A 25582-nucleotide genomic window follows, 5' to 3' on the forward strand; every position below is an offset into this window, starting at 1 on the left:
TGTCCCGGCTGACACAGAGCGGATCGGCCCGGTGAGCGAAGCTTGGGTTCGAGGGGTGCCGTTGGGGCAGCTCCTACGCTTTACTCGATCGTGATGACGTTGTTCGGCGGCTCCGGCTCCCGCCCGGCGGCAGGGACCGCGGCGCGGGACCTCTTCGAGCGCCTGCGCTGCCGGTACTTCCAGGTGCTGCCCGGCATCCGGTTCCTGGGCGGGCTGGTGGTGCTGGCCGGGGTCGCGGCGGTGGCGGCGGTGGTGGGCCTGCCGGTGCCGACCGCGGCGGCGTTCGCGGCGATCCTGCTCGTCGTGGCGCATCTGACGCTCCGATCTCCGGCGGGGATGGCCGTGGTCGCGGTGGTCGCCGGGTGGCTGGCGGCCTCGGTCGCACTCGGACGGCTCTACCCGCACGGCTACCTGAGCCCGGGGTTGCTGCTGGCGCTGCTCGCGCTGCCCGTCGCGGTCGGGGCGCTGCGGTTGCGGGGTTACGCGCCGTGGCGGACGGCCGTGGTGTCCCTGGTTCCGGCGGGCGTCGTCGCCGCAGGGAGCGCGGTCTCGGTGCCGGTGCTCTCGGTCGCTCCGGCATGGGTGGCGGCGCTGGCCGTCCTGGGCTACCGGTGGGATCAGGCGCGGCGGACGACCGCGGCCGAGGCGTACGAGACCGGCTGGGTGCAGGAGCAGGCGGGCGACCGTCCTGACGGGAAGCCCGGCGGACGAGCCGGAGGGAAACCCGCGCGCGACGGCGGGAAGCGTGCCGGAAACGGGGACGGCGGCGACGCCGAAGACGACGGCGTGCCGCCGTCCGCCGGAAGCTTCCCGGCCGGGAGTTCCCCGCCCGGCGGGAGTTCGCCGTCCGGCGGGGGTTCGCCGTCCGGCGGGGGTTCGCCGTCCGGCGGAGGCCTTCCGGCCGGCGGGTCGCCGTCCGCCGGAATTCCGGCGTCCGCGGCGGCTCCGCCCTCGGCCGGGGTTCCGGCGGCGACCCGGGCCGCGTACGAGGAGCGGGCGGCGGCCGAGACCCGCCCGGCGGACGAGCCGGACGGCCCCACGGTCGGCGAGGCGATGGCCGAGCTGGAGGGGATGATCGGCCTCGCGCCGGTGAAGCGGCAGGTGCGGTCGCTCGCGGCGTCCATCGAGGCGGCGCACCTGCGGGCGGCGGCCGGGGTGCCGACCGAGAAGCCGATGCGGCACCTGGTGTTCGTCGGGCCGTCCGGGACGGGCAAGACGACGGTGGCGCGGGTGCTCGCGCGGATCTTCCACGCGTTCGGGCTGCTGCCGACCGCGACGGTCGTGGAGGCGACCCGCGCCGACCTGGTCGGCGAGTACCTCGGCGCGACCGCGATCAAGACGAACGCGCTGGTCGACTCGGCGCTCGGCGGCGTGCTGTTCGTGGACGAGGCGTACGCGCTGGCCAACGCGGCCGAGGGGCAGCCGGACCGGTTCGGCGACGAGGCCGTCCAGACGCTGCTCAAGCGCGCCGAGGACGACCGCGGCAACCTCGTGGTGATCCTCGCCGGGTACGAGGACCGGATGGCCGCGTTCCTGGACTCCAATCCGGGGCTGGCCTCGCGGTTCGGCACGCGGGTGCACTTCCCGTCGTACCGCCCGGACGAGCTGCTGGAGATCGCCGAGTACCACGTGGGGCAGCGCGACGACCGGTTCGACGACGCGGCCCGCGCGCGGCTGCGCGACCGGTTCGGCGAGATCCACCGGCGCGGGATCGTGGACGAGCTGGGCAACGGCCGGTTCGTCCGGTCGCTGACCGAGGCGGCGGCGCGCGCCCGCGACGTGCGGGTCGTCGCGGCCGTCCGCGACCGCGCGCCGACCGCCGACGAGCTGGTCACGATCACCGCGGGCGACGTCGAGTCCGCGTTCGCCGAGCTCACCGAGCGCTACCGCGGCTACGCCGAGACCCCGACGCTCGAAGAGGCGCTCGGCGATCTCGACGCGATGATCGGCCTCGCCCCGGTGAAGCGGCAGGTGCACCAGATCGCGGCGCAGCTGCAGGTCGCGCGGATGCGGCAGGAGCAGGGCCTGGTCACCCGCCCGCCGACCCGGCACTTCGTGTTCACCGGCCCGCCCGGCACGGGCAAGACGACGGTGGCGCGGGTGCTCGGCCGGATCTTCGCCGCGCTCGGCCTGCTCACCCGTCCGGACGTGGTGGAGGTCCAGCGCGCGGACCTGGTCGGCGAGCACCTCGGCGCGACCGCCCTGAAGACCAACCGGGTGATCGACTCGGCGCTCGGCGGCGTGCTGTTCGTGGACGAGGCGTACTCGCTGGTCAACCCCGGCTACTCGGGCGGCGACGCGTTCGGCTCCGAGGCGGTCCAGACGCTGCTGAAGCGCGCCGAGGACGACCGCGACCGCCTGGTCGTCGTCCTGGCCGGATACCCCGCCGACATGGACCGGTTCCTCGCGTCCAACCCGGGCCTCGCCTCCCGCTTCGACGAGCGGGTGGACTTCCCGTCCTACGGCCCGGACGAGCTGCTGCGGATCGCGCAGCTCATCGCGGCCCAGGGCGGCGACACGTGGGCCGAGACCGCCCTGGACGACCTGGCCCTGGTGTTCCAGCGCGCGGTCGGCCTCGGCCGCGTGGACGAGCTCGGCAACGGCCGGTTCGCCCGCAACCTCTACGAGAAGGCGTCCGCCTTCCGCGCCCTGCGCGCCGCCGCGCTCGGCGAGTCCGCGACGCCGACCGACCTCACGACCCTCACCGCCGACGACGTCCACGACGCGCTCGCCGAGCTGACCCACCGGCTGTCGCGAATGTGGTGAGATCGTCCGTATGGAGACGGTGACCTGGGCGCAGGCCCTCGCCTGGCGCATGCGCCGGCAGTACGTGGAGAGCCCGTCCGGCGCGTCCGCGGTCGAGGTGGCGGGGCGGCTGGCGGGCGTCCAGGCGCAGGTCGCGTCGGCCGCCGACCTGGCCGTCCGGATCCGCCAGTACGCCCCGTCCGGAACCGCCTCCGCCGTCGCGTCCGGAACTGCCTCCGCCGTCGAGTTCGGAACCGCCGCCGCCGTCGAGTTCGGGACGGCCGCCGCCGTCGCGTCGGGTGCGCTGGTCAAGACGTGGGCCATGCGCGGCACCCTGCACCTGCTGCCCGCCGGCGACGCGCCCGCCTACCTCGCGCTGTGCGCCGCGCCGCGCACCTGGGAGAAGAAGAGCTGGCAGAAGAACTTCGGCGCGACGCCCGGTGATGTCGAGGCCATCGCCGAGGCCGCCCGCGCCGCGCTCGCGGACGGCACGCCCCTGACCCGCGAGCAGCTGACCACCGCGATCGTCGAGGAGACCGGCTCGACGCACCTCGCCGAAGTGCTCGGCTCCGGCTGGGGACCGCTGCTGAAGCCGCTGGCCTGGACGGGCGTCCTCTGCCACGGGCCGTCCCGCGGCAACCGCGTCACGTTCGTCCGGCCGCCCTGGGAATCGCTGCCGCCTGTGGAGGACGCCGCCCGGACCGTCGTCCGCGCCTTCCTGGGCGCGCACGGCCCCGCCACGCCCGAGGCCTTCGACGCCTGGCTGGTCCGCAGCGCCAACCGCAAGAAGGACGTCCGTGCCTGGTTCGAGGCCGCCGGGCTCGCCGAGGTCGACGTCGAGGGCACCCCGATGTTCGTCCTGGACGACCACCTCGACGACCTGCTCTCGACCGAGCCGTCGGAGTCCGTCCGCCTGCTGGGCCCGTTCGACCAGTACGTCCTCGCGGGCGGCACGGGCTCGCCCCACCTCGTCCCGCCCGCCCACCGCAGCGCCGTCAGCCGCACCGCCGGCTGGATCTCCCCGGTCGTCCTCTTCCAGGGCCGCGTCGCCGGAGTGTGGGACGCCGCGGACCCGTCCGCCGCGCCGACCCTCTTCGAGGACGTCCCGGTTCCCGCGCTGAACTCCGAGCTCGACCGCGTCCGCGCGCTGCCGGCCTGATCAGCGGCGTTGCTCGCGGTCGCGGCGGGACGGCCAGTCGGAGGGTTTCCAGTCGCGGGAGTCGCGTGAGTCCGCGACGCCGATTCCGAAGTAGGCGCAGCAGGACAGCACCACGAGCAGGGCCAGGACGACCAGTGCTCCCATACGCGGAGTATGCGCCCGGCCGGCGAGCCTGCCCAGGGCCAATCAGGTCAGGCGAAACCGGACCAGGTCGCCCGGACGGCGAACCCGCCCAGCGCCAATCAGGCGAGGCGGAAACGGACCAGGTCGCCCGGACGGAGTTGCGCGGCCAGGGCGTGGTCGCGGTGCCTGACGACGGCGATCACCGGGTAGCCGCCGGTCGTGGGGTGGTCGGTGAGGAAGAGGATCGGGTTGCCGTCCGGCGGGACCTGCAGAGCGCCGGTCACCATGCCCTCGCTGGAGAGTTCGCCTTCGCGCGTGCGCACGAGGCGGGGCCCGTCGAGACGGACGCCGACGCGGTTGCTGGCGGGCGTGACCGTGAACGGCTTCGAGATGAGGACGGCCAGGGCGTCGTCGGCGAACCAGTCGTCGCGAGGGCCCGGGACGATGCGGAGTTCCGGCTCGTCCGGAAGGGGCGGGACGGGCGCGAGGTCCACGGTGATCGGGGCGCCGGTCTCGCCGATCGGAAGGTGGACGCCGGGGGCGAGCGGGGCCGGGCCGAGGCCGGAGAGCAGGTCGGTGGACCGGCTGCCCAGCGTCTCCTCGCAGGTCAGACCGCCCCGGACGGCCAGGTAACCGCGCAGGCCGCGGGTCGGCGTGCCGAGGCTGAGCGTGCCGCCCGCCGGGACGTGGACGGGCGCGTTCATGCCCCGGGGACGACCGTCCAGACGCAGGTCCACCGGAGCGCCGGTGACCGCGATCCAGGCGGACGCGTGGAACCTCAGCGCCGCGTTGCCGAGGGTGAACTCGATGCCCGCCGCGTCCTCGGGGTTGCCGACGAGGCGGTTGGCGAGGCGGAGGGACGGCGCGTCGGCCGCGCCCGAGCGGGGCACGCCGAGATGGGCGTATCCGGGACGGCCGAGATCCTGCACGGTCGCGAGCGGCCCCGGCCGGACGACCTCGATCACGGCATCCACTCCGGGACGAACCGGACGCGCAGCCCCGGACGCAGCAGCGACGGCGGATCACGCCGGACGTCCCACATCGTGAGACTCGTGCGTCCCAGCAAGCGCCACCCGCCCGGAGACGGCGACGGATACACCGCCGTGTAAGCTCCCGCGATCGCCACCGACCCCGCCGGAACGGACGTTCTCGGCGTCGTGCGGCGCGGTACGTGCAGCGCCTCGTCCAGGCCGGTCAGGTATCCGAAACCGGGGGAGAAGCCCAGGTAGGCGGCGGAGTACTCGACCGAGGCGTGCCTGTCGACCACCTCGCGGACGGTCAGCCCGGCCAGCTCGGCGACCTCGGCCAGATCCGCGCCGTCGTAGCGCACCGGGATCTCCACCGGCGGCGCGCCCTCCGCCTCGGCCGCACCCGCTTCCAGCTCCGCGACGCGGGACGCGAGGCGGTCCAGGTCGCAGGCGTCCGGATCGGCGACCACCAGGACGGTCCGCTCGCCGGGCACGATGTCGGACACGCCGGGAATCGCGGCGTCCAGCAGTGCCCGGTGCAGGCGGTGCGCCTCGTCGAGCGTCGCGGTCTGCACGAGCAGCCCGCCGTCCCCGGCCCGCCGGACCGTCCTCACGCGAACGGCCCCAGCCGCACGCCCGCGGCCTCCAGCCCGTCCCGGACGGCCCGGGCCAGCTCCACCGCGCCGGGCGTGTCGCCGTGCACGCACATCGAACGGGCCGACAGGCGCACGTCCGAGCCGTCCACGGCGGTGACGCTGCCCTCGGTCGCCATCCGGACGGCGCGCTTCACGACCGTCTCCGGATCGTGCACGACCGCGCCCGGCTCGCGCCGCGACACCAGGCCGCCCGCGGGCGTGTAGGCGCGGTCGGCGAAGCACTCGTCGATCACCGTGAGATCGTCCGCGACCTCGTACAGCGCCGAACCCGGCAGCGTCAGCACCGGCAGGGACGGGTCGAACGCGCGCACCGCCTCGGACACCGCCCGCGCCTGCACCGGATCGCGGGCCAGCCGGTTGTACAGCGCGCCGTGCGGCTTCACGTACGCGACGCGCCCGCCCTCCGCGCGCGCGATGCCGTCCAGCGCGGCGAGCTGGTACAGCACCTCCGCGGCCAGCTCGGACGGCGCGACGTCCATCTCGCGCCGTCCGAAACCGGCCAGGTCGCGGTAGGACACCTGCGCGCCGATCGCCACCCCGCGCTCCACCGCCGCCGCGCACACCCGCCGCATGATCAGCGGGTCGCCCGCGTGGAAGCCGCACGCCACGTTCGCGCTCGTGATCACGTCCAGCAGGGCGAGGTCGTCGCCGAGCTCCCAGACGCCGAACCCCTCGGCGAGGTCGGCGTTGATGTCCATCACCGGCATGGCACCAGATGTACCACCTCAGGCCGGCGTGAAGCTGTCCGGCCGGTCGGTGACGAACATCTTCCCCGGCGCGTGCGTGATCGCGAACTCCGGCCGCGCGGCCATCAGCACCGCCTGCGGCGTCACCCCGCACGCCCAGAACACCGGCACGTCGCCCGGCGCGAACTCGACCGGCTCGCCGAACTGCGGCCGGGTCAGGTCCACGATGCCGAGCTCGGCCGGGTCGCCGACGTGCACCGGCGGCCCGTGCATGGCCGGGAACAGCTCGCTCACCGCGACCGCCGCGCTCACCGCCTCCGGCGGCATCGGACGCATCGACACCACCAGCGGCCCCGCGAGCCGTCCCGCCGGGACGCACGGGCGGTCCGTCACGAACATCGGCACGTTGCGCCCCTGCTCGACGTGCCGCACCGGGACGCCGGCCCCCAGCAGCGCCGTCTCGAAGCTGAAACTGCACCCGATGAGGAACGCGACCAGATCGTCCCGCCAGTAGGGCGTCGCGTCCGAGACCTCCGCCACCGGACGCCCGTACTGGAACACCCGGTAGGACGGCAGGTCCCGCCGCAGGTCCGCGTCCGGCGCCGTCTCGTGCGGGCACGCGTCGCCCGGATCGGTGACCTCCAGCAGCGGGCACGCCCGCGGGTTGCGGCGGCAGAACAGCATCGCCTCGAACGCGATGTCGCGCGGGACGGCCAGCAGGTTCGCCTGCGCGTACCCCTGGCACCACCCCGCGGTGGTGACCGGCTCCGCGCCCGCCCGGAACAGCGCCCGGGCCTGCGCCGGAGTGAGGACGGACGGCCGGTCCGGCGATGGCCGGTCCGGCGGCTCGACCGGTGGCTGCATGGCGGCCGCCCCTTTCGCCGACCTGCCGGTTATGCCCCGTCCGAGGCGGTTTCAGACCGCCTTCTCGGCCAACCCCGTCACCTCGCCGCGCGGCGCCCACGCCTGGTACACGCCCCGGTCGAACGGCTCCAGCCCGAGCCGCTCGGCGACCGGCGCCCGCCCCCCGGTGTACTCCACGCGCAGCCAGCCGTCATGCTCGCCCAGCACCAGGAACGGCTCCCCGCGCCACGTGCAGTGCGTGCTCACGTACGCCAGCCGCGTCACCTCGCCCACCGGCACGACCCGGACATAACGCTCCGACGTGACCTCCTGGAACCCCTCGGCCGGACGCGCCCGGTAGAGCCGCACCTCCTCGCCGTCCGGGCTCGCCTCGTACTCCTCGCCGCGCCAGTCCGCGACGTACCCCTGCCGGATGCTCATTCCCAACCCCCTCGTGCATGCCGCCCCCGCGGCGCCTCCGGCCCACCGCCCGACCCGCCCGCGCCCTCCGGCCTCCCCGAACCCGCATCCGAGCCCGCGCTCCCCTGCCGCCCGCGATCCACGTCCGGCCCGCCGGTCTGCCGCCGTCCAGGGGACGCCTGCGGGGGCGCGGGTTGCTGGCCTCCGGGAGAGGCTTGCGGCGACGCGGGTTGCTGCCGTGCGAGAGAGGCGTCCGGGGACGCGGGTTGCCGGCGCGCGGCAGAGGGGTCCGGGCTCGTGGGTCCCTGTTGTCCCGGGGACGCCTGCGGGCTCGCAGGTTGCCGGCGTCCGGAAGACGTGGCGGCGGTGGACGAGGTGGAGCGGCGTGCGGCGCGGGGCGTGCGCGGCTTGTCGACGCCGCGCGCGGTCGCGAGGCGGATCCGCCATCGGCGCAGGTCGGCGTCGTAGACGGCGACGAGCGTCGAACGTCCCTCGCGCGCGATCCGGTGCATCTCCGCGCCGTGCGGCAGGCGCTGGCTCTCCACCTTGTACTCGGGGATGGGCGTGCCCAGGCCCGGGGCGTACCCGTTCCCGGTGAACGGCGGATGCTCCACGACCCAGCCGCCCGCGACCGACGCCGGCGCCGACTCGTCCGTGCCGCCCAGCGGACGCCGGAACAGCGCCGGCTTCATCGCGGGCCAGCGGATCACGTGCACCGCGTCCATTCCGGGATCGAACGGCGAACCCGGATACTCCAGGCCCAGCGCGCGGACGATCTGCTCCGGACGGGTCAACTCCGCGACGTCCTTCAGCTTGTGGACGTACCCGGCGACCAGGTCATAGCCGCCGTCCAGGTAGTGGACGACATGTTCCGGGCGCAGCACCTTCTGCATCACGAACACCTTGGGCGCCGCAGAAGCCTGCTCCGACACGGGCGCCGACGCCGACGCCGACGCCGAGGCCGAGGCCGACGCCGAGACCGACGCGGGCGGGAATTGCTGCGCGGGTGCCGACTGCTGCGCGGGCGCGGACTGCTGCGTCGGCGCGGACGGCGACGCGGGTGCGGCCTGCGGCGCGGACGGGGGCGTGGGCTGCGGCGCCTGCGCGGGTGCAGGCTGGGACGCGGGTTGCGGCGGGCGGACGCGCTCGGGCCTCGTCTGCTTCGGGGCGGACGCGGCCGCATGGCTCCGTCCGGCCACATGCCGGTCGGACGGGTGAGGCGGCACGAGCGCCCCGGCGCCAGCCGGCCGTCCCGGCGTCCCGGCTCCGCCGATCTGGCCTGGCGCCCCGGGACCGCCGACCCGTCCCGGCTGGCCGGTCGCGCCGACCCGTCCCGGCTGGTCGGTCGAATCGAACCGTCCAGGCTGGTCGGTCGCGCCGAACTGTCCGGGCTGGTCGGTCGGGGCGAACCGTCCGGGCTGACCGGACGCGGGGGATTGGCCCGTCAGGCCCAGCGCGGCGAGGCCGCCCGACGGCGCGGGCGGGGGCGGCGGGGACTGCGGGAGCAGGCGCGTGTCCAGGTAGGACGCGCTGGGCAGGCCCGGATTGACGGCGAGCTTCCAGTCCGGATGCGGCCAGTCCCGGACCAGGTCGCCGATCGTCGAGGTCTGGTGGTGGACGGCCTGGCCGCGCAGCGACCGGTCCATCGCCTCGGGGGACGTGAAGGCCAGCACGAACGTCCCGCCGCCGAACTGCGCGGTCGCGAACTGCCGTCCGGCCTCGCCCTCCGCGCCCGACGTCGGCAGGTACAGGGTGGCCCGGGCGAGGAGGTCCAGGTATCCCTCCTGGTCACCGCGCTCGCGGGCGACCGTCAGGGCGTGCTCGACGTCCGCGTCGCCGCCGGGGCCGGGCATGACCGCCGCCACCTCGGCCTCCGGCACGGCGGACGGGATCCCGAGCGCGGGCAGCGCCAGCGGAGTGCCGTCGTCCTGCCCGGTCATCCCGGCCAGGTAGACCAGCTCCCGCGGGGAGCGCACGCCGTAGGCGTCCCGCAGCGCGCCCGTCATCCGCTTGGCGAGGTCCGCGCAGGGGCGTGGACGCGTCGAGTCCGGCGCCTCCAGGTGGATCCACCAGTTCAGCCGCTCCTGCTCGTCCGGCTCGTTCCAGCCGAGCCCGGACAGCTTCCGCTCCTGCCGTGACGTCAGCGGCGTGGGCAGGAACGCGTTACCGACCGCCTCGGCGTGCAGCGCGCGGCCCACGCGCAGGACCTGCGTGTACGGCAGCCCGGTCGGGCCCTGCACGATCAGGTACGCGCGGTCCGGCAGCCGCGGCAGCTCGGCGGCCAGCCGGTCGGCGAAGTCGCTCCAGTCCACTCGGTCCAGCCTTCACGTCCGCGGGTCGGGGAGAACGACCGTAGCGGAGTGTCGCCGTCCCCGTCGCCACCAGTACCTATTCGCCGCGCTGCGCGGGCAGCGCGTCCGCCCGCACCGGGGCCCACGCGCCGCCGATCGCGTCGTAGACCGCGACCGGAACGCCGTCCCCCGTCCCGTCGGTCTCCCAGAGCGGGGTCCCGTGCGGGACGCGGAGCGGAGCGGCCTCGCCGGTGCGCGCGGCTTCACCGTACGCCCCGTCCGGCACCGGAGCGGCCGCCGGCATCGCCGCCGTCCCGTGCGCCTCCAGCCCCGGCAGGATCGGCAGCCCGGACGTGTCGAACTCCCGCAGCCCCTCGGCAGTGGCCGGACCGGGCCGTCCGAGGAACGGCACGGCCCCCGCGAACGCCTCCTGCCCGGCGGAAGCGAACCGCTGGCGCCCCGACGCGTCCGACGCCGCGGCCGAAGCGAACTCCTCCGGCCGTCCGACCGGCCAGGGAACGCGAGAAGCCTGACCCTCATCGCCTTCGGCCCGCTCGTCCGCGCCAGGCGAGGGCACCTCGCGGAGGGGCGCGTCGCGGAGAGCCGCGTCGCTCACGTCGCCGTCCGCCGGCGACTCTTCGCGCGGCATCGGAACAGCCGGGGCCGGCGGCACCGAGAACTGCTCACCCTGAACGTCAGCGCCGGGGGCGGGGAACTGACCAGGCGGCACCTCCGCGCCCGGTGCAGCGACCCGCTCCTCCTGAACGTCCGCGCCCCTGGAGGAGAACTGCTCAGACTGAGCACCCGCGCTCGGGCTGGCGTACTGCTCGGGCGAGACGTCTGAACCCGTCCCGGCGAACTGCTCGGGTCGCGCATCCGCGCCGGATGCGGGGAATCGCTCAGGTTGCGCGTCCGTGCTCGGGTGGGCGAACTGCTCAGCCTGGACGTCCGTGCCGGGCGCACCGAGCCGCTCGGGTTGCGCACCCGCGCTGGAATTGGCGAACTGCTGGGGTGGGACGTCAGCGTCCGGCCCGGCGAACTGCTCGGGTCGCACGTCCGCGCCAGAAGCGGGGAACTGCTCGGGCGGGACGTCCGCGCCGGGCGTGGGGAACTTGTCGAACTGGGCAGCCGTGTCCGGCGTTGAGGGCTGCTCCGGGTAGGCGTTCGCGCTCGGCGTCGGGAACTGGTCGGGCTGGGCGTTCGTGCCTGGTGTGAGGAATTGCTCAGGCTGAGCCGGGGCGCCGGGCGGGAGGGAGGACGCTCCTGGCACCGGGTACTCGGGTGGGACGGCAGCGCCGGGCATCGCAGAAGGCGGGCCGTGCTGCAAAGGCATTCCGGGCGGAGGGGGAGTGCTCGGCGCCCCCGGGTACGGGGTCGCGTCCGGGTGGACGGGCTGGTGCGCCTGCGTCGCAGCCGGGCCTTGCGGTACGTGCTCGCCGCCATGGACGGGCAGGCCCGGCATCTGGGGCGTAGCGGACGGATCGTGGTCGCCGTGTGTCCCCTGGCCTGCGTCGAAGGCCGCAGGACGCGCGGGCTCGGCGGGTTGCGGAGCGCGCGTGGCGCTGAGGCGGACGACGGCCGAGAGGTCCAGGTGGACTTCGCTCGGCAGGCCCGGGTTGATGGCGAGCTGCCAGGCCGGGTCCGGCCAGTTGGCCGACAGATCCGCGAAAGATGTCCGGCGGAAAGGCGTGGGCTGGGACGAGACGCGGGCGAGCGCGCCGGGGGACGTGAAGACCGTGACGTACGTGCCCGTGCCGATGCCGATGGTCGGCGGGAAGGTCTCGCCCGGCGTGTCCGGGAAGACGAGGTCGGCGGTGGGCAGCAGGTCGAAGTAGGTCGTGTGGTCGCCGCGCTCCTTGGCCTCGGCGAGGAGCGGCTCGATCTGGTCCGCCGGAGATGCGGCGGCAGGCGTCGCCGCGGGAGCGCCGCCGGACAACGCGTCCTGCACGGACGGCACGGACGGAGGCAGGTCGCCGAGCCCCGGGAGTCCCTGACTCGCCGGTTCGGCGAACCCGGACGCGCCGGGCGGCACATTGCCCGGGAAACCGTTCGGCAGCGGACCGCTCAAGTTCTTGGCGTCCGGCAACACGACGGGCGGCGGCCCACCCGCCTCCGCACCGGCCGGCGACCCGCCCGGCCCGTCACCGGGCAGCGATCCCGTCGACCCCGTGCCGGGCAGCGAGCCGCCCGGTCCCTCACCGGGCAGCGATCCTGTCGCCCCCGTGCCGGGCAGCGAGCCGCCCGGTCCCTCACCGGGCAGCGATCCGGCCGGCCCCGTGCCGGGGAACTGCCCGATGGGCCCTGTGCCGCCGGGAAGCGGCCCGCTGTCCCGCTCCGCGCCGGGCATGGGCGGAGCATCCGGTTCGGAGGCCAGGACGTTCTGCTCCGGCAGCGCAGGCGGCAGATCCGGGAACGAGTCGTGACCGGTTGCGGACACCGGGCCGGACGAGCGGGTCCGCGTGACGCGGGACGGGTCGGCGCAGTCGAGGCCGAAGTCGGGCAGCCCGACCAGGCCGGTGCCGTGCCGGTGGAAGGACTCGTAGACCAGGTCGGACGGCCGGCGGACGCCCTGGACGTCGCGCAGCGCGGTGACCATGACGTCGGCGAGGCGGCCGTAGTCGGCCGCGGTCGCGAAGGCGGGCAGCTCGGTCCACCAGTTGCGCGGTCCGGCCGTGCCGGGGTCCGCCGGGGGACGCCAGCCCGCCTCGCTCATGACCTCTTCGTCCGCGAGGGTGAGGAGAAGGGGGCCGTCGAGGAAGTTGTTGCTCACCGCCTCGGCGTAGAGCCGGTCCGGTTCCCGCATCGCCTGGACGTAGTGGCGGCTCTCCTCACGCTCCCGGACGATCAGGATCGTGTCCCGTTCCAGGGCCGCCAGCTCGCGTCCCAGGCGCCGAGCGAACTCGGACCACTCCAACAAGATCACTCCCTACGGCCCGGGGGCGCCCCCCGGTTCCCCCCGTCGATCACTGCCCGGTTCGATGATTGTCGGCCGGGACGGTTTCTGGCAAACCGGGCGCTCAGGCCCGGTGGCGGCACGCTCAGCCCGGCGGCGGCTCGTGTCGCAGGATCCGCAACCCGGCCCGCAGCGCGCGCGGGTCGTGGCCGGTGCGGTCCAGCACCGCCATCAGCCGGTGCAGCACCTCGTGCCGCTCGAAACCCACGTCCAGCAGCGCCTGCGCGGTCTCCCACAGCTGCGGCGGATCACCGCGCCAGAGCCGGTCCGCCAGCCGCTCGTGCGCCTCCAGGTGCTCCTCCGGCGCCCCCGGATGCTCCAGCTCCAGCAGCACGCGCCGGTCGGCCGGGTCGGACGGGTCGAGCTCAGACAGGTCGATCGTGCCGTGCCGCCCCGACACCCGGTGCCGTCCGGACAGGAACGGCAGCGCGAACGCGCGCCGCGGCAGCGCCTCCAGGTCGCCGTCCGGAAGCAGCCGGTCCACCAGCTCGCGGTCGAGACCGAAAGCGGACGGGTCGCGGTAGGCGTCCGCGAACTTGGCCGTCGCGTCCCACACCGCGTCCAGCGTCGCGCGGACCGCCTCGTCCGGCAGCCCGGTGCGGCGCCCCGCCCAGCGGACCCACGCGGCCAGCACGTGCGGGACCGCCTCCTGCTCGGCCTGCGACAGCAGCACCTTGCGCGGCAGCCAGTCCAGCAGGAACATCTCGCACTTGACCGGGCTCACCCGCAGCGGACGCCCGAAGTCGTGCGTGCAGCCGTAGTCGATGATCCGGTCGACGCAGCGGATCGCGGCCGCCGTGTCGGACAGGTCCGCCGCCTCCTTCGACGCCAGGAACCGCGTCGCGAGCGTGGCCCGCTGATCCGGACCGTGCACCGCGGGCTGCGGCGCCCGCCCGCCGGTCGGCAGCGCCCGCACCCGATGCCGGACGAACGCGTGGTAGGACGCGAAGTTCTCGTCGACCGGCGCGTCCGGCTCCTCGTTGGCCTGGTCGAGGCAGCGCTGCAGCAACGCCCGCGCGTCCCGCGGCTCGATCTCCTCGAACCGCATCAGCGGATTCGCGGCGGCCTCCCGGCGGCAGTGGTCGAGCAGCCGATCGATCCGCGACGAGACCCACGCGTCCCGCACCGTCCCGCACGCGGGCGGTCGCTCTCCCGGCAACCGAGGCCCCACCACGCCCGGCTTCGTCCGGTCCACCAGCACCACCAACGCATGCCGATCCGTCCCCCGCGCCCGAACCCCTTCCGCCGACGCGTCCCCGGCATGCCCCCCACCCTGAGCCCGCGCCGCCTCCCCGGACGCCGCCTGCGACACCGCCGATCCGCCAGGCTGCGCGTGCGCGGCAGTCGGCCCGCCAGACGACGCCCGCCCCGCAGTCGGGCCGCCGGACTGCGCGTGCGCTGCCGCCGGTCCGCCGGACTGCGCGTGCGCTGCCGCCGGTCCGCCGGACTGCGCGTGCGCTGCCGCCGGTCCGCCAGGCTGCGCCTGAGATCCCGCCGGTCCGCTGGACGGCGCGTGCGATGCCGCCGGTCCGCTGGGTTGCGTCGCGGACGCTGGCGCAGTCGTGGGCGCGTCGCTGTGCTGGCCGTGGGTTGCCGGGGCACCGGTGGGGCGGGGCTGGGACGCCGCCGCGCTCCCGGGTCCGTGCGAGGCGGGCTCGGCGGACGGGTAGTCGAAGATGCAGATCACCGACTCCTGGTCGCCGTAGACGTCGCGGGACACGTAGCACTCGCGCGGCTCGACCATGCCGACGCGGTCGGCCCAGATCGGGCGCGCGACGCCGCGGTCCATCAGGTCGAGCGCGGCCCGTTCGGCGCGGGCGGCCTGGCCGCGCGTGCCGAGGCAGGTGATGCCGGTGAGCAGCGCGAGCGCGGCGGGGCTGCCGGTCCGCGCGGCGTGCGCGACCAGCGCCTCGCCGACGACCTCCTCGACGTCCCCGTCCGCCGCGCGCCGACCCCACCAGGTGCCGAGGATCTCGCTGACGATGAGTTCGGCGTCCAGGGGGCTGCGCACGGCCAGCAGTTCGCGCGCGTGCCGCAGCATCCCATCGAAGATCGCGGCGATCTCGTCGCCCGGTTCGGGCGGCTCGGGCGCGGGCTCCCCGGCGGACGGACGGCTGCTACGGGGACTCACGCCTCCTAGCTTCTCAGATCCGGACGCCCGGAACGCGATACTTCCCGTCGCGCGGGTCCGCGAGCGCGTGCCGGACGCCCCCGCGGACCGCCGGAAGGATCAGCCGCCGCGGGCCCAGGGGGTCACGCTGCCGGACGGCGGAGCCGACTTCACGCGGCATGTGAGCTGCTCGCGGGCCATGCGTTCGACGAGTTCGAGGGTGGGGGACAGGCCGAGGTGGGTCATGCGCGCCTGGACGTCGGCGACGCACCGCGCCACGTCCTCGGCGGTGAAGATCACGAATTCGGTGGTGAGCCGCCGCGTGAGCAGGTCCCGGGTCTCGCTCCGGTGATCGGTGAGTGCAGGCATCGCACGCCTCCGCGCCCGAGGGAGCCGGCGGACGGGGGTGAACCGCCGGTCGAGGCGCGGCCGGGCCACGCACCGCCCGGCAGGCCGCCGCGACCCCGCCTCGATGTCTCATTTCAACGCGTTCGCGGCGAGTGTCAAGACTTTTGACCACGCCGGTTCGCGGCGGCGAGCCCATCACCCACCGCGGTCCCCATCCAACCCGCCCTCCTCACCTGCGGCCTTCCCGCCCGCGCCCGTTGGCGTCCCGCCCGCGCCCGTTGGCGTCCCGGCGCCGGGCCGGAAGCCGCGTCATGGAGGATGATCGGCCGTCCTCCGGAGGGCGTGATCTTCGGCACCTCCGGCGGTTTGGTCGTCGAACCAGGCGGCGTGATGGCGCGCGGCCCAGGCGCGGGTGACGCGTCCGGTCGCCATTCCACGCAGCGCGCCCGGATCGCGGAACGCCTCCCACAGGTGGCCCAAGGTCACGACCGCGATCACCAGGAAGAGCCAGTCGTGGACGAAGGTCGCGCCGGTGCGCCAGCGGTCGGGCCACGGATCCGGCCAGGTCAGCATCGCGCCCGTGCCGAGCATGACCAGCGCCGCCCCGGCGGTGAACGCGGCGTTCAGCTTCTGCCCGGCGTTGAACTTGCCGACCGGGACGACGCCGCGTCCGTCCACCACCGCGCGCCGCTGCCCGCTGCGCAGCCAGTGCCCGTCCTGCGGACCGAACCGGTTGAGCGCGCCGAGGTCGCGGCGGAACGCCCGCGACGCCAGCCCCAGCAGCGTCGGCAGCGGCAGCAGCAGCCCGGAGTAGATGTGGACGGGCTTGACCACCTCGCGGTGCCCGACCATCGTCGCGAACGCCGGTATATAGAGCATCGTCGCCGTGACCAGGCACGCCAGCATCAGCACCGCCGTCGCGTGGTGCACCCACCGCTCCGCGAGCGAGAACCGCACCAGCAACCCGCGCCCCTCACCCCTCCGTCCCGCGGCCAGCCCTCCAGCCGCGTCCTCACCCACCCCCACGAGCGGACGCTCCCGCGAGCGCTCGGGCAGGTGCTCGCGTGAACGCTCGCCCGAGCCCTCGCGCCGCTGCTCGGCCGGACGCCCGCCTAGGTGCTCATGCGGGTGCTCGACCAGACGCTCACGCGGACGCTCGTCGGACGATTCGGGCAGACGTTCACGCGGGTGCCTGGGCGGACGTTCGCGCGGGGGCTCAGGTGGGGGCATCGTCGCGTCCGTTCGAGCGGCCGACCCAGGCGTCCACGTCGTAGCCGCGGTCTTCCCAGTAGCCCGGATGGACGGTTTCGGTCAGTTCTATACGTCCCAGCCACTTGAGGGACTTGTAGCCGTACATCGGCGCGACGAACAGACGCACCGGGCCGCCGTGGTCGTGGCTGACCGGCTTGCCCTGCATCGAGGTCGCCACGAGGACGTCGCGCCGGCGCGCCTGCTCCAGCGTCAGCGACTCGGTGTACGCACCGTCGAACGAGTGGAACCGCACCGCGCGCGCACGAGGGGAGACGCCCGCCGCGTCCAGCAGGTCGGGGAGCGCGACTCCCGCCCATTCCACGTGCGGGACGCGCCAACCCGTCACGCACTGGAAGTCGCGCCGCACCCGTGTCTGCGGCAGCGCCGCCAACTCCGCGAGCGAGTACCCGCGCGGACGGGCGACCAGACCGTCCACCCGGACGCGCAGGTCGCGCGGCGTCCGGACGGTGCCCACGACCGAGTAGAAGCGGAACCCGCCCACCGCGGGCAGCACGTCGCCGATGCCGCTCACCGGAGAGAACGCCCGCGTCACCTCCCGCTGCACGGACGCGCCGACGGCGACCCCGGCCGCGCCGAGGCCCAGCATCCCCAGCACGATCCGGCGGCCGACCGGTGCGCCGCGGTTCTCGTCCACGCCTCCATTCGACCACCGCCTCGCCGCCCCCGCCACGATGCGCGGCCCGCCGTAAGACTTCCGCAAGAATTGGCCCGGACGCCTTGCCGCCTGCCCGGACGGACCGCCGTCCGCTCGGGCGGACCGCCGTCTGCCCGGACCCACCGCCGCCCGCCCGGATGCCCCGCCGGCCGCCCGGACGCACCGCCGCCTGGAGGAAACCATGCCGATCACGCTGCCGATCGAGGACGGTGCGAACGCCCTGCTCAACCGGGACCCGTTCGCCCTGCTGACCGCGATGCTGCTGGACCAGCAGGTCCCGCTCGAGCGGGCCTTCGCCGCGCCGCACGAGCTCGCCGAGCGCCTCGGCCACGACCCGGAACCGGAGGAGCTCGCGGCCTACGACCCCGACGCGCTCGTCGAGATCTTCAGCCGCAAGCCCGCCCTGCACCGCTATCCGAAGTCGATGGCCGCGCGCGTGCAGACCCTCGCGCGCGCGATCGTGGACCACTACGACGGCGACGCGTCCGCCCTCTGGAAGGACGTCGAGTCCGGCAAGGAGCTCTACAAGCGCATCGCCGCGCTGCCCGGCTACGGCGAGCAGAAGGCGAAGATCTTCGTCGCGCTCCTCGGCAAGCGGCTGGACGTCCGCCCGGAGGGCTGGCGCGAGGCGGCGGGCTCCTACGGCGACGAGGGCTCCTACCGTTCCGTCGCCGACATCGTGGACGAGGAGTCCCTCGGCAAGGTCCGCTCGTTCAAACAGGAGATGAAGGCCGCCGCGAAGTCCGCCAAGTCCACGAAGTCGAAGTAGCCGCCGAGTCCGCCGAGTCCGCCGCGTCCGCCGAGCCCGCCGAGCCCGCCGAGCCCGCCGCGTCCGCCGAGCCCGCCGCCCGCCGCCCGCCGAGCCCGCCGAGCCCGCCGAGCCCGCCGAGCCCGCCGCGTCCGCCGCGTCCGCCGAGCCCGCCGCGTCCGCCGAGCCCGTCGCGCGCGCCGAGCCCGCCGCCCGTCGCGCCCGCCGAGCCCGCCGAGCCCGCCGCCCGCCGCGCCCGCGAATCGAAGTAGCCGATTTCCGATGCGCCGCGCCATCGCGCGGGTTACGGACATTCCGTGGCGCCCGATCCGGGCCTGTCTGTTCGAGCAGCGGCGGTCGAACTCGCTTTACCTTCTTTTTGCCTCCGGATAGGGCGGCTGGTCAGCGTTGATTTGGTGTGTCCGGAAATACGTGGGAGCCGGGCGGACGGCGCGTCCCTGCGGCGCCCGACGCCCGATCCGGCGTAGCATCGTCCACTCGCCGTCCGGAAGGACACCGTTCCGGCGGGGGCCCGCGACCGCGTGCGATCTACCGTCCGAATCACGCGCGGAGCGCCGGATCCGTCCCTGGCGGATCGGCGTCAGGGGCTTCCGTCGGGGCCTACGCGTCGAGATGATGAGAACCTGACGTCGACGGGTGTTGTGATGGAGGCGGGAGCGTTAGCCTGCTCCCATTCACACATAGTGATGAGAACTTGCCGCGCGGTACGGGACCCCCTGGGGCGGAGGTGTTGCCTGTGAGCACCGAGACGTCCGTTCCGCGTCCCCGGCTCTCCCGGCTGAAGGGTCAGCCCATGGATGCGTCCGACGCCGCCCTGTACGCCACGCTGCTGAAGGAGGCCCCCGCCGGGATCGCCCTCTTCGACACGGGGCTGCGGTGCCGCCGGGTCAACGACGCGCTCGCGGCCATGCTCGGGGTCTCGGGCGCCGACCTCACCGGACGCCATCCCGGCGAGGTGCTCGCCGAGGACACCGCCGCCGCCTTCGCCGCCGCGCTGGAGGCCGTCCTCGCCGACGACCGCCCCATCACCGACGCCGAGCTCGCCGTCGGCGGACGCATCCTGTCGTGCAGCTGGATCCCCGCGCGCGGCGGCGCCCAGCCGGACGCCAAGGGCAAGGACAGGGACAAGCAGAAGGACCGGGACAGGGCGCGCCCGCCCAAGCAGGCCGCCTGGGACGACAAGCCCGTCGGCGTCGTCCTCACCGCGCTGGACGTCACCGAGCGCCGCCGCGCCGAGGAGGTCATCCGGCGCAAGGAGCAGCGCTACCGCTCGCTCGTGGAGGCCAGCTCCCAGGTCGTGTGGGTGGCCGCCGCGGACGGCGCCGCCATCGACGACGCGCCCGAATGGCGCGAGATCACCGGCCAGACCCCCGACGACTACGCCGCCGGCGGCTGGCTCGCGGTCGTCCACCCCGAGGACCGCCCCCGCATCGAGGAGATCTGGCGCGAGGCCGTCGCGGGCGACCGGGTCTTCGAGACCGGCTACCGGATCCGCACCCGCAGCGGCGCCTACCGGCACTTCGACGTGCGCGCCGTGCCGATCTGGCAGGGCGACCGGGTGATCGAGTGGGTCGGCGCGAACACCGACGTCACCGGCCAGAAGGAGGCCGAGGAGATGCGCGGCCGCCTCACCGAGCAGCTCTCGGCGGCGGCGCTGCGCACCGCGCGGCTCCAGCAGGCCACCTCGATGCTCGCCGAGGCGCTCACCGTCGCGCAGGTCGTCCAGGTCATCACCGAGGTCGGACGGTCCGCGATCGGCGCCGACTACTCCGCCGTCGCGCTCCTCGACGACGACAAGCTGCGGCTGTCGATCGTCACGCCGGCCCCGCCCGGCGGCGGCGACCCCGCGCCCGACCAGGCCCGCCCCGCCCGGGACGACATCCGGGTCAGCGACCAGACGGTCATGTCGGTCGCCGTCCGCGAGGGCCGCCCGTTCCTCGCCCAGAGCCCCGACGACCTGCGCCTCCAGCTCGGCCGGGACGAGGCGGAGCTGTTCACCCAGCACGCCGAGGAGCGCGCCTGGGTCGGGCTGCCGCTGCTCGCGGCGGGCGCGCCGATCGGCGCGCTGCGCTTCTCCTTCAAGCGCCCCCGCGAGATCACCGAGGAGGAGAAGGTCTTCCTCGAGGCGCTCGCCGGCCAGTGCGCCCTCGCCGTCGAGCGGGCGCTGCTGTTCGAGCGCGAGCACAAGACCGCCGAGGAGCTCCAGCTCAGCCTGCTGCCGAGCGACCTGCCGCAGCTGCCGGGCATGGTCCTCGCGGCGCGCTACAACCCGGCGACCCGGCACGTGCAGGTCGGCGGCGACTGGTACGACGTGTTCCGGCTGCCGGACGACCGGCTCGCCGTCGCCGTCGGGGACGTCATGGGCAAGGGCGTCCGCGCCGCCGCCGGGATGGGCCGCGTCCGCAACGCGCTGCGCGCCCTCGCGCTGAACGACCCGCGCCCGGCCGCGGTCCTGTCCGGTCTGGACCGGTTGTTCTCCGCCACCGAGGACGAGGAGCAGTTCACCACCGTCGCCTACGCGGTCATCGACCCGGAGACCGGACGCGGCGCGTTCAGCAACGCGGGTCACCCGCCACCCCTCCTGATCTCCCCGGACGCGCCCGCGCGCGTGTCGACGCGGGAGCCCGGCACCCCGCTCGGCTGGCCCTCGCAGCGCCAGCAGACAAGTTTTTCCATCGAAACCGGCAACACTGTGGTCTTCTATTCCGATGGACTTGTGGAGAACCGTAGGCGTGGGGTGGACGCCGGGCTGGAGGAACTTGCCGCGGTCGCGACGGACGCCCCACCTGAAGTGGTAGGAGACCCCGAGAGACTCGTCGACTTCCTGGTCGATCGGATGCTTGCCGGGTACGAGCAGGTGGACGATGTGACCGTACTTGCCCTGCATGTCCCGCCGAAGTCCCCGTGACGCCCGTGTAGAAGTTCCGCCGAAGGCGGCGAGAAGACGGCGTAGTACGTACGAAGGACCGCCGTGCGCCCTCTAAGGTGGTGTGTTACCGGGCAGCACAACGAAGCGGAATGCGCAGCCGTGCCAGAATGCTTGACCCTAGTAAGAGCGGGTACGCTGCGGTCCCGCACAGGGTGGCCCGCCCGGTGCACGTGGTCCCACTCCCAGTGAGGCCGGTCCCGTCAGGGCGCTTGGGTCAGCCAACCCACACGTTCGTTCGAGAGGTATTTGTGTCGCCTGCTAGCTCGACCTCGAAGGCATCAGACCTGCACGAGACCGTCATCGCGCAGCTGATCGAGCGTGGGAAGTCCCAGGGCAATCACCTCGACGCCGACGACCTCCGCCGTACGTTCGAGGAGGCCGAGATCCCCATGTCGATGGCCCCCAAGATTCTGCGTGCCCTGAGCAAGGAGGGTGTGATCGTCGTCGTGAGCGCCGCCGACTCAGCGGCGCCGAAGCGGACGCGCAAGCGCGCGGCCGCGCCGGCGCGCAAGCCCAAGACCGCCGCTGCCGCCAAGGAGCAGCAGCCCGACACCGTGACCGCCGTCGTCGGCGACGAGGACGAGACCGCCGAGGCCGCGCCGGCCCCGGCGAAGAAGGCCACGGCCAGCAAGCCCGTGCCCGCCAAGCCGAAGAAGCCCGCCGCCAAGAAGGCCGCGCCGAAGAAGGGCGAGGCCGCCCCGGCCGCCGCCAAGGGCCCGGCGAAGAAGGCCGGCGACGACCCCGAGATGGACGACGTCGACGTCGAGGACCTCGACGACGATCTCAGCGACCTCGAGGCCGACCTGGTGGACGACACCGAGCTCGACTCGTCCGACCAGGCCGAGCAGGACGGCGACGAGGAGGAGGAGCAGCCCGCTCCCGCCACCGTCGCCAAGGCCGCCGCTCCGGGCCAGCCCGCCAAGTCGCCCTCCGACGAGGAGGCGTTCGTCCTCGGCGACGACGACGAGGACGCCCCGGCCCAGCAGATCGCCGCGGCCGGCGCGACCGCCGACCCGGTCAAGGACTACCTGAAGCAGATCGGCAAGGTCCCGCTGCTGAACGCCGAGCAGGAGGTCGAGCTCGCCAAGCGGATCGAGGCCGGCCTGTTCGCCGAGGAGCGGCTCGCCACCGAGGTGGGCACCCTCTCCGAGGAGGACCAGGAAGACCTCGAGTGGATCGCCGAGGACGGCCGCCGCGCCAAGAACCACCTGCTGGAGGCCAACCTCCGCCTGGTGGTCTCGCTGGCCAAGCGCTACACCGGCCGCGGCATGCTCTTCCTGGACCTGATCCAGGAGGGCAACCTCGGCCTGATCCGCGCGGTCGAGAAGTTCGACTACACCAAGGGCTACAAGTTCTCCACGTACGCCACCTGGTGGATCCGGCAGGCGATCACCCGCGCGATGGCCGACCAGGCCCGCACCATCCGCATCCCGGTGCACATGGTCGAGGTGATCAACAAGCTCGCCCGCGTCCAGCGCCAGATGCTCCAGGATCTCGGCCGCGAGCCGACCCCGGAGGAGCTCGCCAAGGAACTCGACATGACCCCGGAGAAGGTCGTCGAGGTGCAGAAGTACGGCCGCGAGCCGATCTCCCTGCACACCCCGCTCGGCGAGGACGGCGACAGCGAGTTCGGCGACCTCATCGAGGACTCCGAGGCGATCGTCCCGGCGGACGCGGTCAGCTTCACCCTGCTCCAGGAGCAGCTGCACTCCGTCCTGGACACCCTGTCCGAGCGCGAGGCGGGCGTGGTCTCCATGCGCTTCGGCCTGACCGACGGCCAGCCGAAGACCCTGGACGAGATCGGCAAGGTCTACGGCGTGACGCGCGAGCGCATCCGCCAGATCGAGTCGAAGACCATGTCCAAGCTCCGCCACCCGTCCCGAAGCCAGGTCCTCCGCGACTACCTGGATTGAGATCGTAGTGATCGAGCCTCCGGCTCCGGGGAGCTCGGTCGAACGCGGCATCGCTTCGCGATCGACCGCGCGGACGCCCGCCCAGGGCGTAGCGTCCGCGCGGTCGCTCACGCGTTCCCGCAGGTGATCAGGCGCCCGGGCACGGGCTGTCGCCCCCGCGCCTCCGTTTTGTGCTTTAGGTCGTGTACTTAGAGTGTGCGAATGGGTGCGGAGCGTGGTCACGCCTGGAGGATGATGTCCAGGTTGGGGCCGTTGAGTTCGGCGGTGTGGCCGAGGTCGGTGACGGCCTTGAGGAGTTCCTCGGGCGTGGACGGGTTCGCGCCCGCCTTCAGGAGATCGTGGGCCACGGCGCCGCGGGTGGCCTTGGCCATGTGGCTGACGACCGTGCGCTTGGCGACGCCGCCGAGGAAGAACTCGCGGAAGACGCGGACGGCGACGGCGGGGCGCCGCGCCTTCCAGGCCGCCGCGTAGGGGCCGGAGCGCATGTCGACGACGAGGCCGTCCGGGAGGTCGGCGAGGGCCTCGGCCAGGGCGGGACGCCACAGCGCCGCCAGACGCCCCTCCGGCGGCAGTGTGACGCCCATCGCGAGCCGGTATGGGGGGATGCGGTCCGTGAGGCGCAGCACGCCCCACAGGCCCGAGAAGACCAGAATCTGCTCGGTTGCGGCGTCCGCCGGCAGGTCGTCGAGGGCGAGGTTGTCGTACAGGACGCCCTGGTACAGCTTCGCGACCGGGAGCGTCGGGGCCTCGCGCAGCGCGCGGTTGCGGCTCAGTGCCTCGTCGGTCTGGCCGGATGACAGGCCGAGCACGTCCGCGGCGTCCTCGCGCAGGCAGACTTCACCGAGCGCGTCCAGGACGCGTTCGCGGACGGGGTTCAGGGACGGGAAGCCGAGCGACGCGAGATCCAGCGGCGGGCCGTCCCCGGTGCGGGACTTCTTCTCGGACGGCGGCAGCAGAATCAGCACGGTTCCCCCGTTGACTCGTCGAACGGTCCGTTCCGGGCGAACGCGGGCATGGGCCTTCGGCGGCTCCGGACGGCGGTACTCCCAGGATATGAGGTGGACACCGGATTCTCGCAGGTCGGCGGTGTGAGAATGCGCGCCCCGCATGAGTCCGGTCACGTACCGTACATGTCCTGTTACAGTCGAACGGCGGTCATCGCCACGCGATGACCGCCGTTCGGCGATTCACTTATTTCGAGGCTAACGCTCGTCTTCGGAAGCGGCAGCCGGGGTGTTGGTCAGCCTGTCGGTCTCATCCTGGATGTCGGCCCCGTTAGAGCGGAGCGCCTCCGAGTACTTACGCCCGTGGTGAGCGCAGAACAGAAGGTCGCCGCCGCCTACAAGGACCGCACGGACGTAGGCCTGAGCGCCACAGCGGTCGCACCGGTCGGCGGCCGTCAGCGGCTTGGTCGGGGCAAGGGCTCCAGTCACGGCACCTTCCTCATGGTCGGGGTCGGTACTTAGGACAACATCTAACCCGACGCTGACGTTCCCAACCTGCTTCTCAGTACGCCCACAGCAGAATGGACGCATTAGTGACGGAGGTCACACCACTTCGTCACGCAGCGTCCCAGCGGAAGAGCCGCGCCGCGATCGCCGTCGCCACCACCGCGATCCCGAGCAGGATCCCCATCTGCGGAAGCGCCGACGCGGGACCGAGACCGCGCGCCATCACGTTCAGCATCCCCTCGTTCAGATAGCGCAGCGGGAACACGTACGAGATGGCCTGCATCCACTTCGGCGCGTAGTCCAGCGGGAAGAACGAGCCGCCGAGGAACGCCATCGGCAGGACGATCAGCTGCGTCACCGTCTGCGCGGTCTCCTGCGTCTTCGCCCACGCGCCGACCAGCATCCCGAGCGACAGGAACGTCAGCACACCGCACACCACCAGGGGAATCGACATCCACCACGCGTGCTGGAGCTTCAACCCGAAGAACGGCAACTGCGCGACCAGCAGGAACACCGCGAGCTGCCCGAGCGCGATCCCGAGACTCACCACGACCCGCGCCGCGAACACCGTCGGCACCGGCACCGGCGCGAGCCGCAGCCGCCGCAGCAGACCCTTCGTCCGCCACAGCACGAGCGTCTGCGACGCGCCGAACATGCCCGCGGACGCCAGCGCCCAGCCCAGCAGCGACGGCGTGTAGAAGTTGATGCCCTTGATCGACTTGTCCTCGACCTGCTGCGCGGTGACCGTGTACGCCGGCGGCCGTCCCGTCGCGGCGAGGTTCGCCGAGTTCGTGACCTGCTGCACGATCGACTGCACCACGCCGGACTTCACCTGGTCGGCCCCGGAGTAGTGGACGACGACCCGCCCGCCCTGCTGCTCCACCGCCGCGTCCGCGTCGCCCTTGCCGACCTTCTTCAGCGCGCCCGCGAGACCGTCGTGCTTGATCTTCACGGTCTTGCCCAGCTCCCCGGACGGATCGCGCGCCAGCGCCCGGTCGAGCACCGGAACCGACCCGACCTCCACCACCTCCACCTTGCCGGTGGTCTGCTTCCCGAACACCCCACCGAAGATCACCAGGAACAGCAGCGGGAACAGCACGGTGAAGAACAGAGCCCCCCGATCCCGCCGAAACCCGAAGTACAACGCCCGCGAGAGCGACTTGAAGCTGTCAAAAGTACTCACGCTGTGTCTCCCGCGCGCTTCCGGGGCGCAGCAGGGCGGCGCCTTCCCTCGCTCGTTCCTCGCTCAGTCCAGGCGCCGCCGCGCCCCTCCAGCACGCTCACGCTGTGT

20 protein-coding genes are annotated in these 25582 nt (G+C 73.8%); 5 read left to right on the forward strand and 15 right to left on the reverse strand.

Translation table 11 applies throughout. The annotated features are described in order from the left end of the window. The first annotated feature begins 93 nt into the window (after nucleotides 1-93). Nucleotides 94-2766 carry an AAA family ATPase gene (locus ACFPCY_RS39615; protein WP_378264406.1) on the forward strand — a complete coding sequence of 891 codons (2673 nt, stop codon included), beginning with the start codon at nucleotides 94-96 and terminating at the stop codon, nucleotides 2764-2766. A 10-nt stretch (nucleotides 2767-2776) separates the two neighbouring features. Further along, the gene (locus tag ACFPCY_RS39620) at nucleotides 2777-3904 is read left to right on the forward strand and encodes a DNA glycosylase AlkZ-like family protein (RefSeq protein WP_378264409.1); all 1128 of its coding nucleotides are present in this window, start codon (nucleotides 2777-2779) and stop codon (nucleotides 3902-3904) included. Here ACFPCY_RS39620 and ACFPCY_RS39625 read toward each other — a convergent pair whose 3' ends face one another. The 12 genes from ACFPCY_RS39625 to ACFPCY_RS39680 all read right to left on the reverse strand — a co-directional run bounded on the left by ACFPCY_RS39625 (nucleotide 3905) and on the right by ACFPCY_RS39680 (nucleotide 17208). Then, on the reverse strand, nucleotides 3905-4048 hold the full coding sequence (locus ACFPCY_RS39625) for a hypothetical protein (RefSeq protein ID WP_378264411.1): 144 nt from the start codon (nucleotides 4046-4048) through the stop codon (nucleotides 3905-3907). It lies immediately after the preceding gene. 98 nt (nucleotides 4049-4146) lie between these two features. After that, on the reverse strand, nucleotides 4147-4992 hold the full coding sequence (locus tag ACFPCY_RS39630) for a 5-oxoprolinase subunit C family protein (RefSeq protein ID WP_378264413.1): 846 nt from the start codon (nucleotides 4990-4992) through the stop codon (nucleotides 4147-4149). Next, nucleotides 4989-5609: a 5-oxoprolinase subunit PxpB gene (pxpB, locus tag ACFPCY_RS39635; RefSeq protein WP_378264415.1), complete on the reverse strand. Its 621-nt coding sequence runs from the start codon at nucleotides 5607-5609 to the stop codon at nucleotides 4989-4991. Before pxpB ends, ACFPCY_RS39630 begins: the two co-directional genes overlap by 4 nt. Beyond that, complete coding sequence (locus ACFPCY_RS39640; protein WP_378264417.1) at nucleotides 5606-6358, reverse strand: LamB/YcsF family protein; 753 nt, start codon at nucleotides 6356-6358, stop codon at nucleotides 5606-5608. Before ACFPCY_RS39640 ends, pxpB begins: the two co-directional genes overlap by 4 nt. A gap of 18 nt (nucleotides 6359-6376) precedes the next feature. Beyond that, the gene (locus tag ACFPCY_RS39645) at nucleotides 6377-7201 is read right to left on the reverse strand and encodes a putative hydro-lyase (protein ID WP_378264419.1); all 825 of its coding nucleotides are present in this window, start codon (nucleotides 7199-7201) and stop codon (nucleotides 6377-6379) included. A gap of 51 nt (nucleotides 7202-7252) precedes the next feature. After that, complete coding sequence (locus ACFPCY_RS39650; RefSeq protein WP_378264420.1) at nucleotides 7253-7621, reverse strand: hypothetical protein; 369 nt, start codon at nucleotides 7619-7621, stop codon at nucleotides 7253-7255. Further along, complete coding sequence (locus ACFPCY_RS39655) at nucleotides 7618-9912, reverse strand: TY-Chap domain-containing protein (protein WP_378264422.1); 2295 nt, start codon at nucleotides 9910-9912, stop codon at nucleotides 7618-7620. Before ACFPCY_RS39655 ends, ACFPCY_RS39650 begins: the two co-directional genes overlap by 4 nt. A gap of 76 nt (nucleotides 9913-9988) precedes the next feature. Next, nucleotides 9989-12808 (reverse strand): TY-Chap domain-containing protein, encoded by a 2820-nt coding sequence (locus tag ACFPCY_RS39660; protein ID WP_378264424.1) that lies wholly within the window; start codon nucleotides 12806-12808, stop codon nucleotides 9989-9991. Nucleotides 12809-12929: 121 nt separating this feature from the next. Beyond that, entirely contained in the window at nucleotides 12930-14975 is a 2046-nt protein-coding gene (locus ACFPCY_RS39665; RefSeq protein ID WP_378264426.1) for a hypothetical protein, read from the reverse strand. Between the two features lie 99 nt (nucleotides 14976-15074). After that, a complete protein-coding gene (locus ACFPCY_RS39670; RefSeq protein WP_378264428.1) occupies nucleotides 15075-15323 on the reverse strand; it encodes a hypothetical protein in 249 nt (82 codons plus the stop codon). Between the two features lie 288 nt (nucleotides 15324-15611). Continuing rightward, nucleotides 15612-16532, reverse strand: a complete 921-nt coding sequence (locus tag ACFPCY_RS39675; RefSeq protein ID WP_378264430.1) for a cytochrome b/b6 domain-containing protein — start codon at nucleotides 16530-16532, stop codon at nucleotides 15612-15614. Next, a complete protein-coding gene (locus tag ACFPCY_RS39680; protein ID WP_378264432.1) occupies nucleotides 16519-17208 on the reverse strand; it encodes a molybdopterin-dependent oxidoreductase in 690 nt (229 codons plus the stop codon). Before ACFPCY_RS39680 ends, ACFPCY_RS39675 begins: the two co-directional genes overlap by 14 nt. Nucleotides 17209-17410: 202 nt before the next feature. Here ACFPCY_RS39680 and ACFPCY_RS39685 point away from each other — a divergent pair, with 202 nt between their 5' ends. From ACFPCY_RS39685 to ACFPCY_RS39695, 3 genes are all read left to right on the forward strand, one after another. After that, a complete protein-coding gene (locus ACFPCY_RS39685) occupies nucleotides 17411-17998 on the forward strand; it encodes an HhH-GPD-type base excision DNA repair protein (RefSeq protein WP_378264434.1) in 588 nt (195 codons plus the stop codon). A 793-nt stretch (nucleotides 17999-18791) separates the two neighbouring features. Further along, nucleotides 18792-20906 (forward strand): SpoIIE family protein phosphatase, encoded by a 2115-nt coding sequence (locus ACFPCY_RS39690; protein ID WP_378264436.1) that lies wholly within the window; start codon nucleotides 18792-18794, stop codon nucleotides 20904-20906. A gap of 269 nt (nucleotides 20907-21175) precedes the next feature. After that, the gene (locus ACFPCY_RS39695) at nucleotides 21176-22840 is read left to right on the forward strand and encodes an RNA polymerase sigma factor (RefSeq protein WP_378264438.1); all 1665 of its coding nucleotides are present in this window, start codon (nucleotides 21176-21178) and stop codon (nucleotides 22838-22840) included. 218 nt (nucleotides 22841-23058) lie between these two features. Here the strand turns inward: ACFPCY_RS39695 and ACFPCY_RS39700 are convergent, their stop codons facing one another. From ACFPCY_RS39700 to ACFPCY_RS39710, 3 genes are all read right to left on the reverse strand, one after another. Continuing rightward, nucleotides 23059-23805, reverse strand: coding sequence for a YaaA family protein (locus tag ACFPCY_RS39700; RefSeq protein ID WP_378264440.1), 747 nt, complete (start codon nucleotides 23803-23805; stop codon nucleotides 23059-23061). 237 nt (nucleotides 23806-24042) lie between these two features. Beyond that, complete coding sequence (locus ACFPCY_RS39705) at nucleotides 24043-24273, reverse strand: DUF7455 domain-containing protein (protein WP_378264442.1); 231 nt, start codon at nucleotides 24271-24273, stop codon at nucleotides 24043-24045. A 127-nt stretch (nucleotides 24274-24400) separates the two neighbouring features. Further along, nucleotides 24401-25474, reverse strand: a complete 1074-nt coding sequence (locus ACFPCY_RS39710) for an ABC transporter permease (protein ID WP_378264445.1) — start codon at nucleotides 25472-25474, stop codon at nucleotides 24401-24403. Between the last annotated feature and the right edge of the window lie 108 nt (nucleotides 25475-25582).

The sequence above is a fragment of the Actinomadura gamaensis genome (assembly GCF_042652125.1).
In the GTDB taxonomy this organism is placed as follows: Bacteria; Actinomycetota; Actinomycetes; order Streptosporangiales; family Streptosporangiaceae; genus Spirillospora; species Spirillospora gamaensis.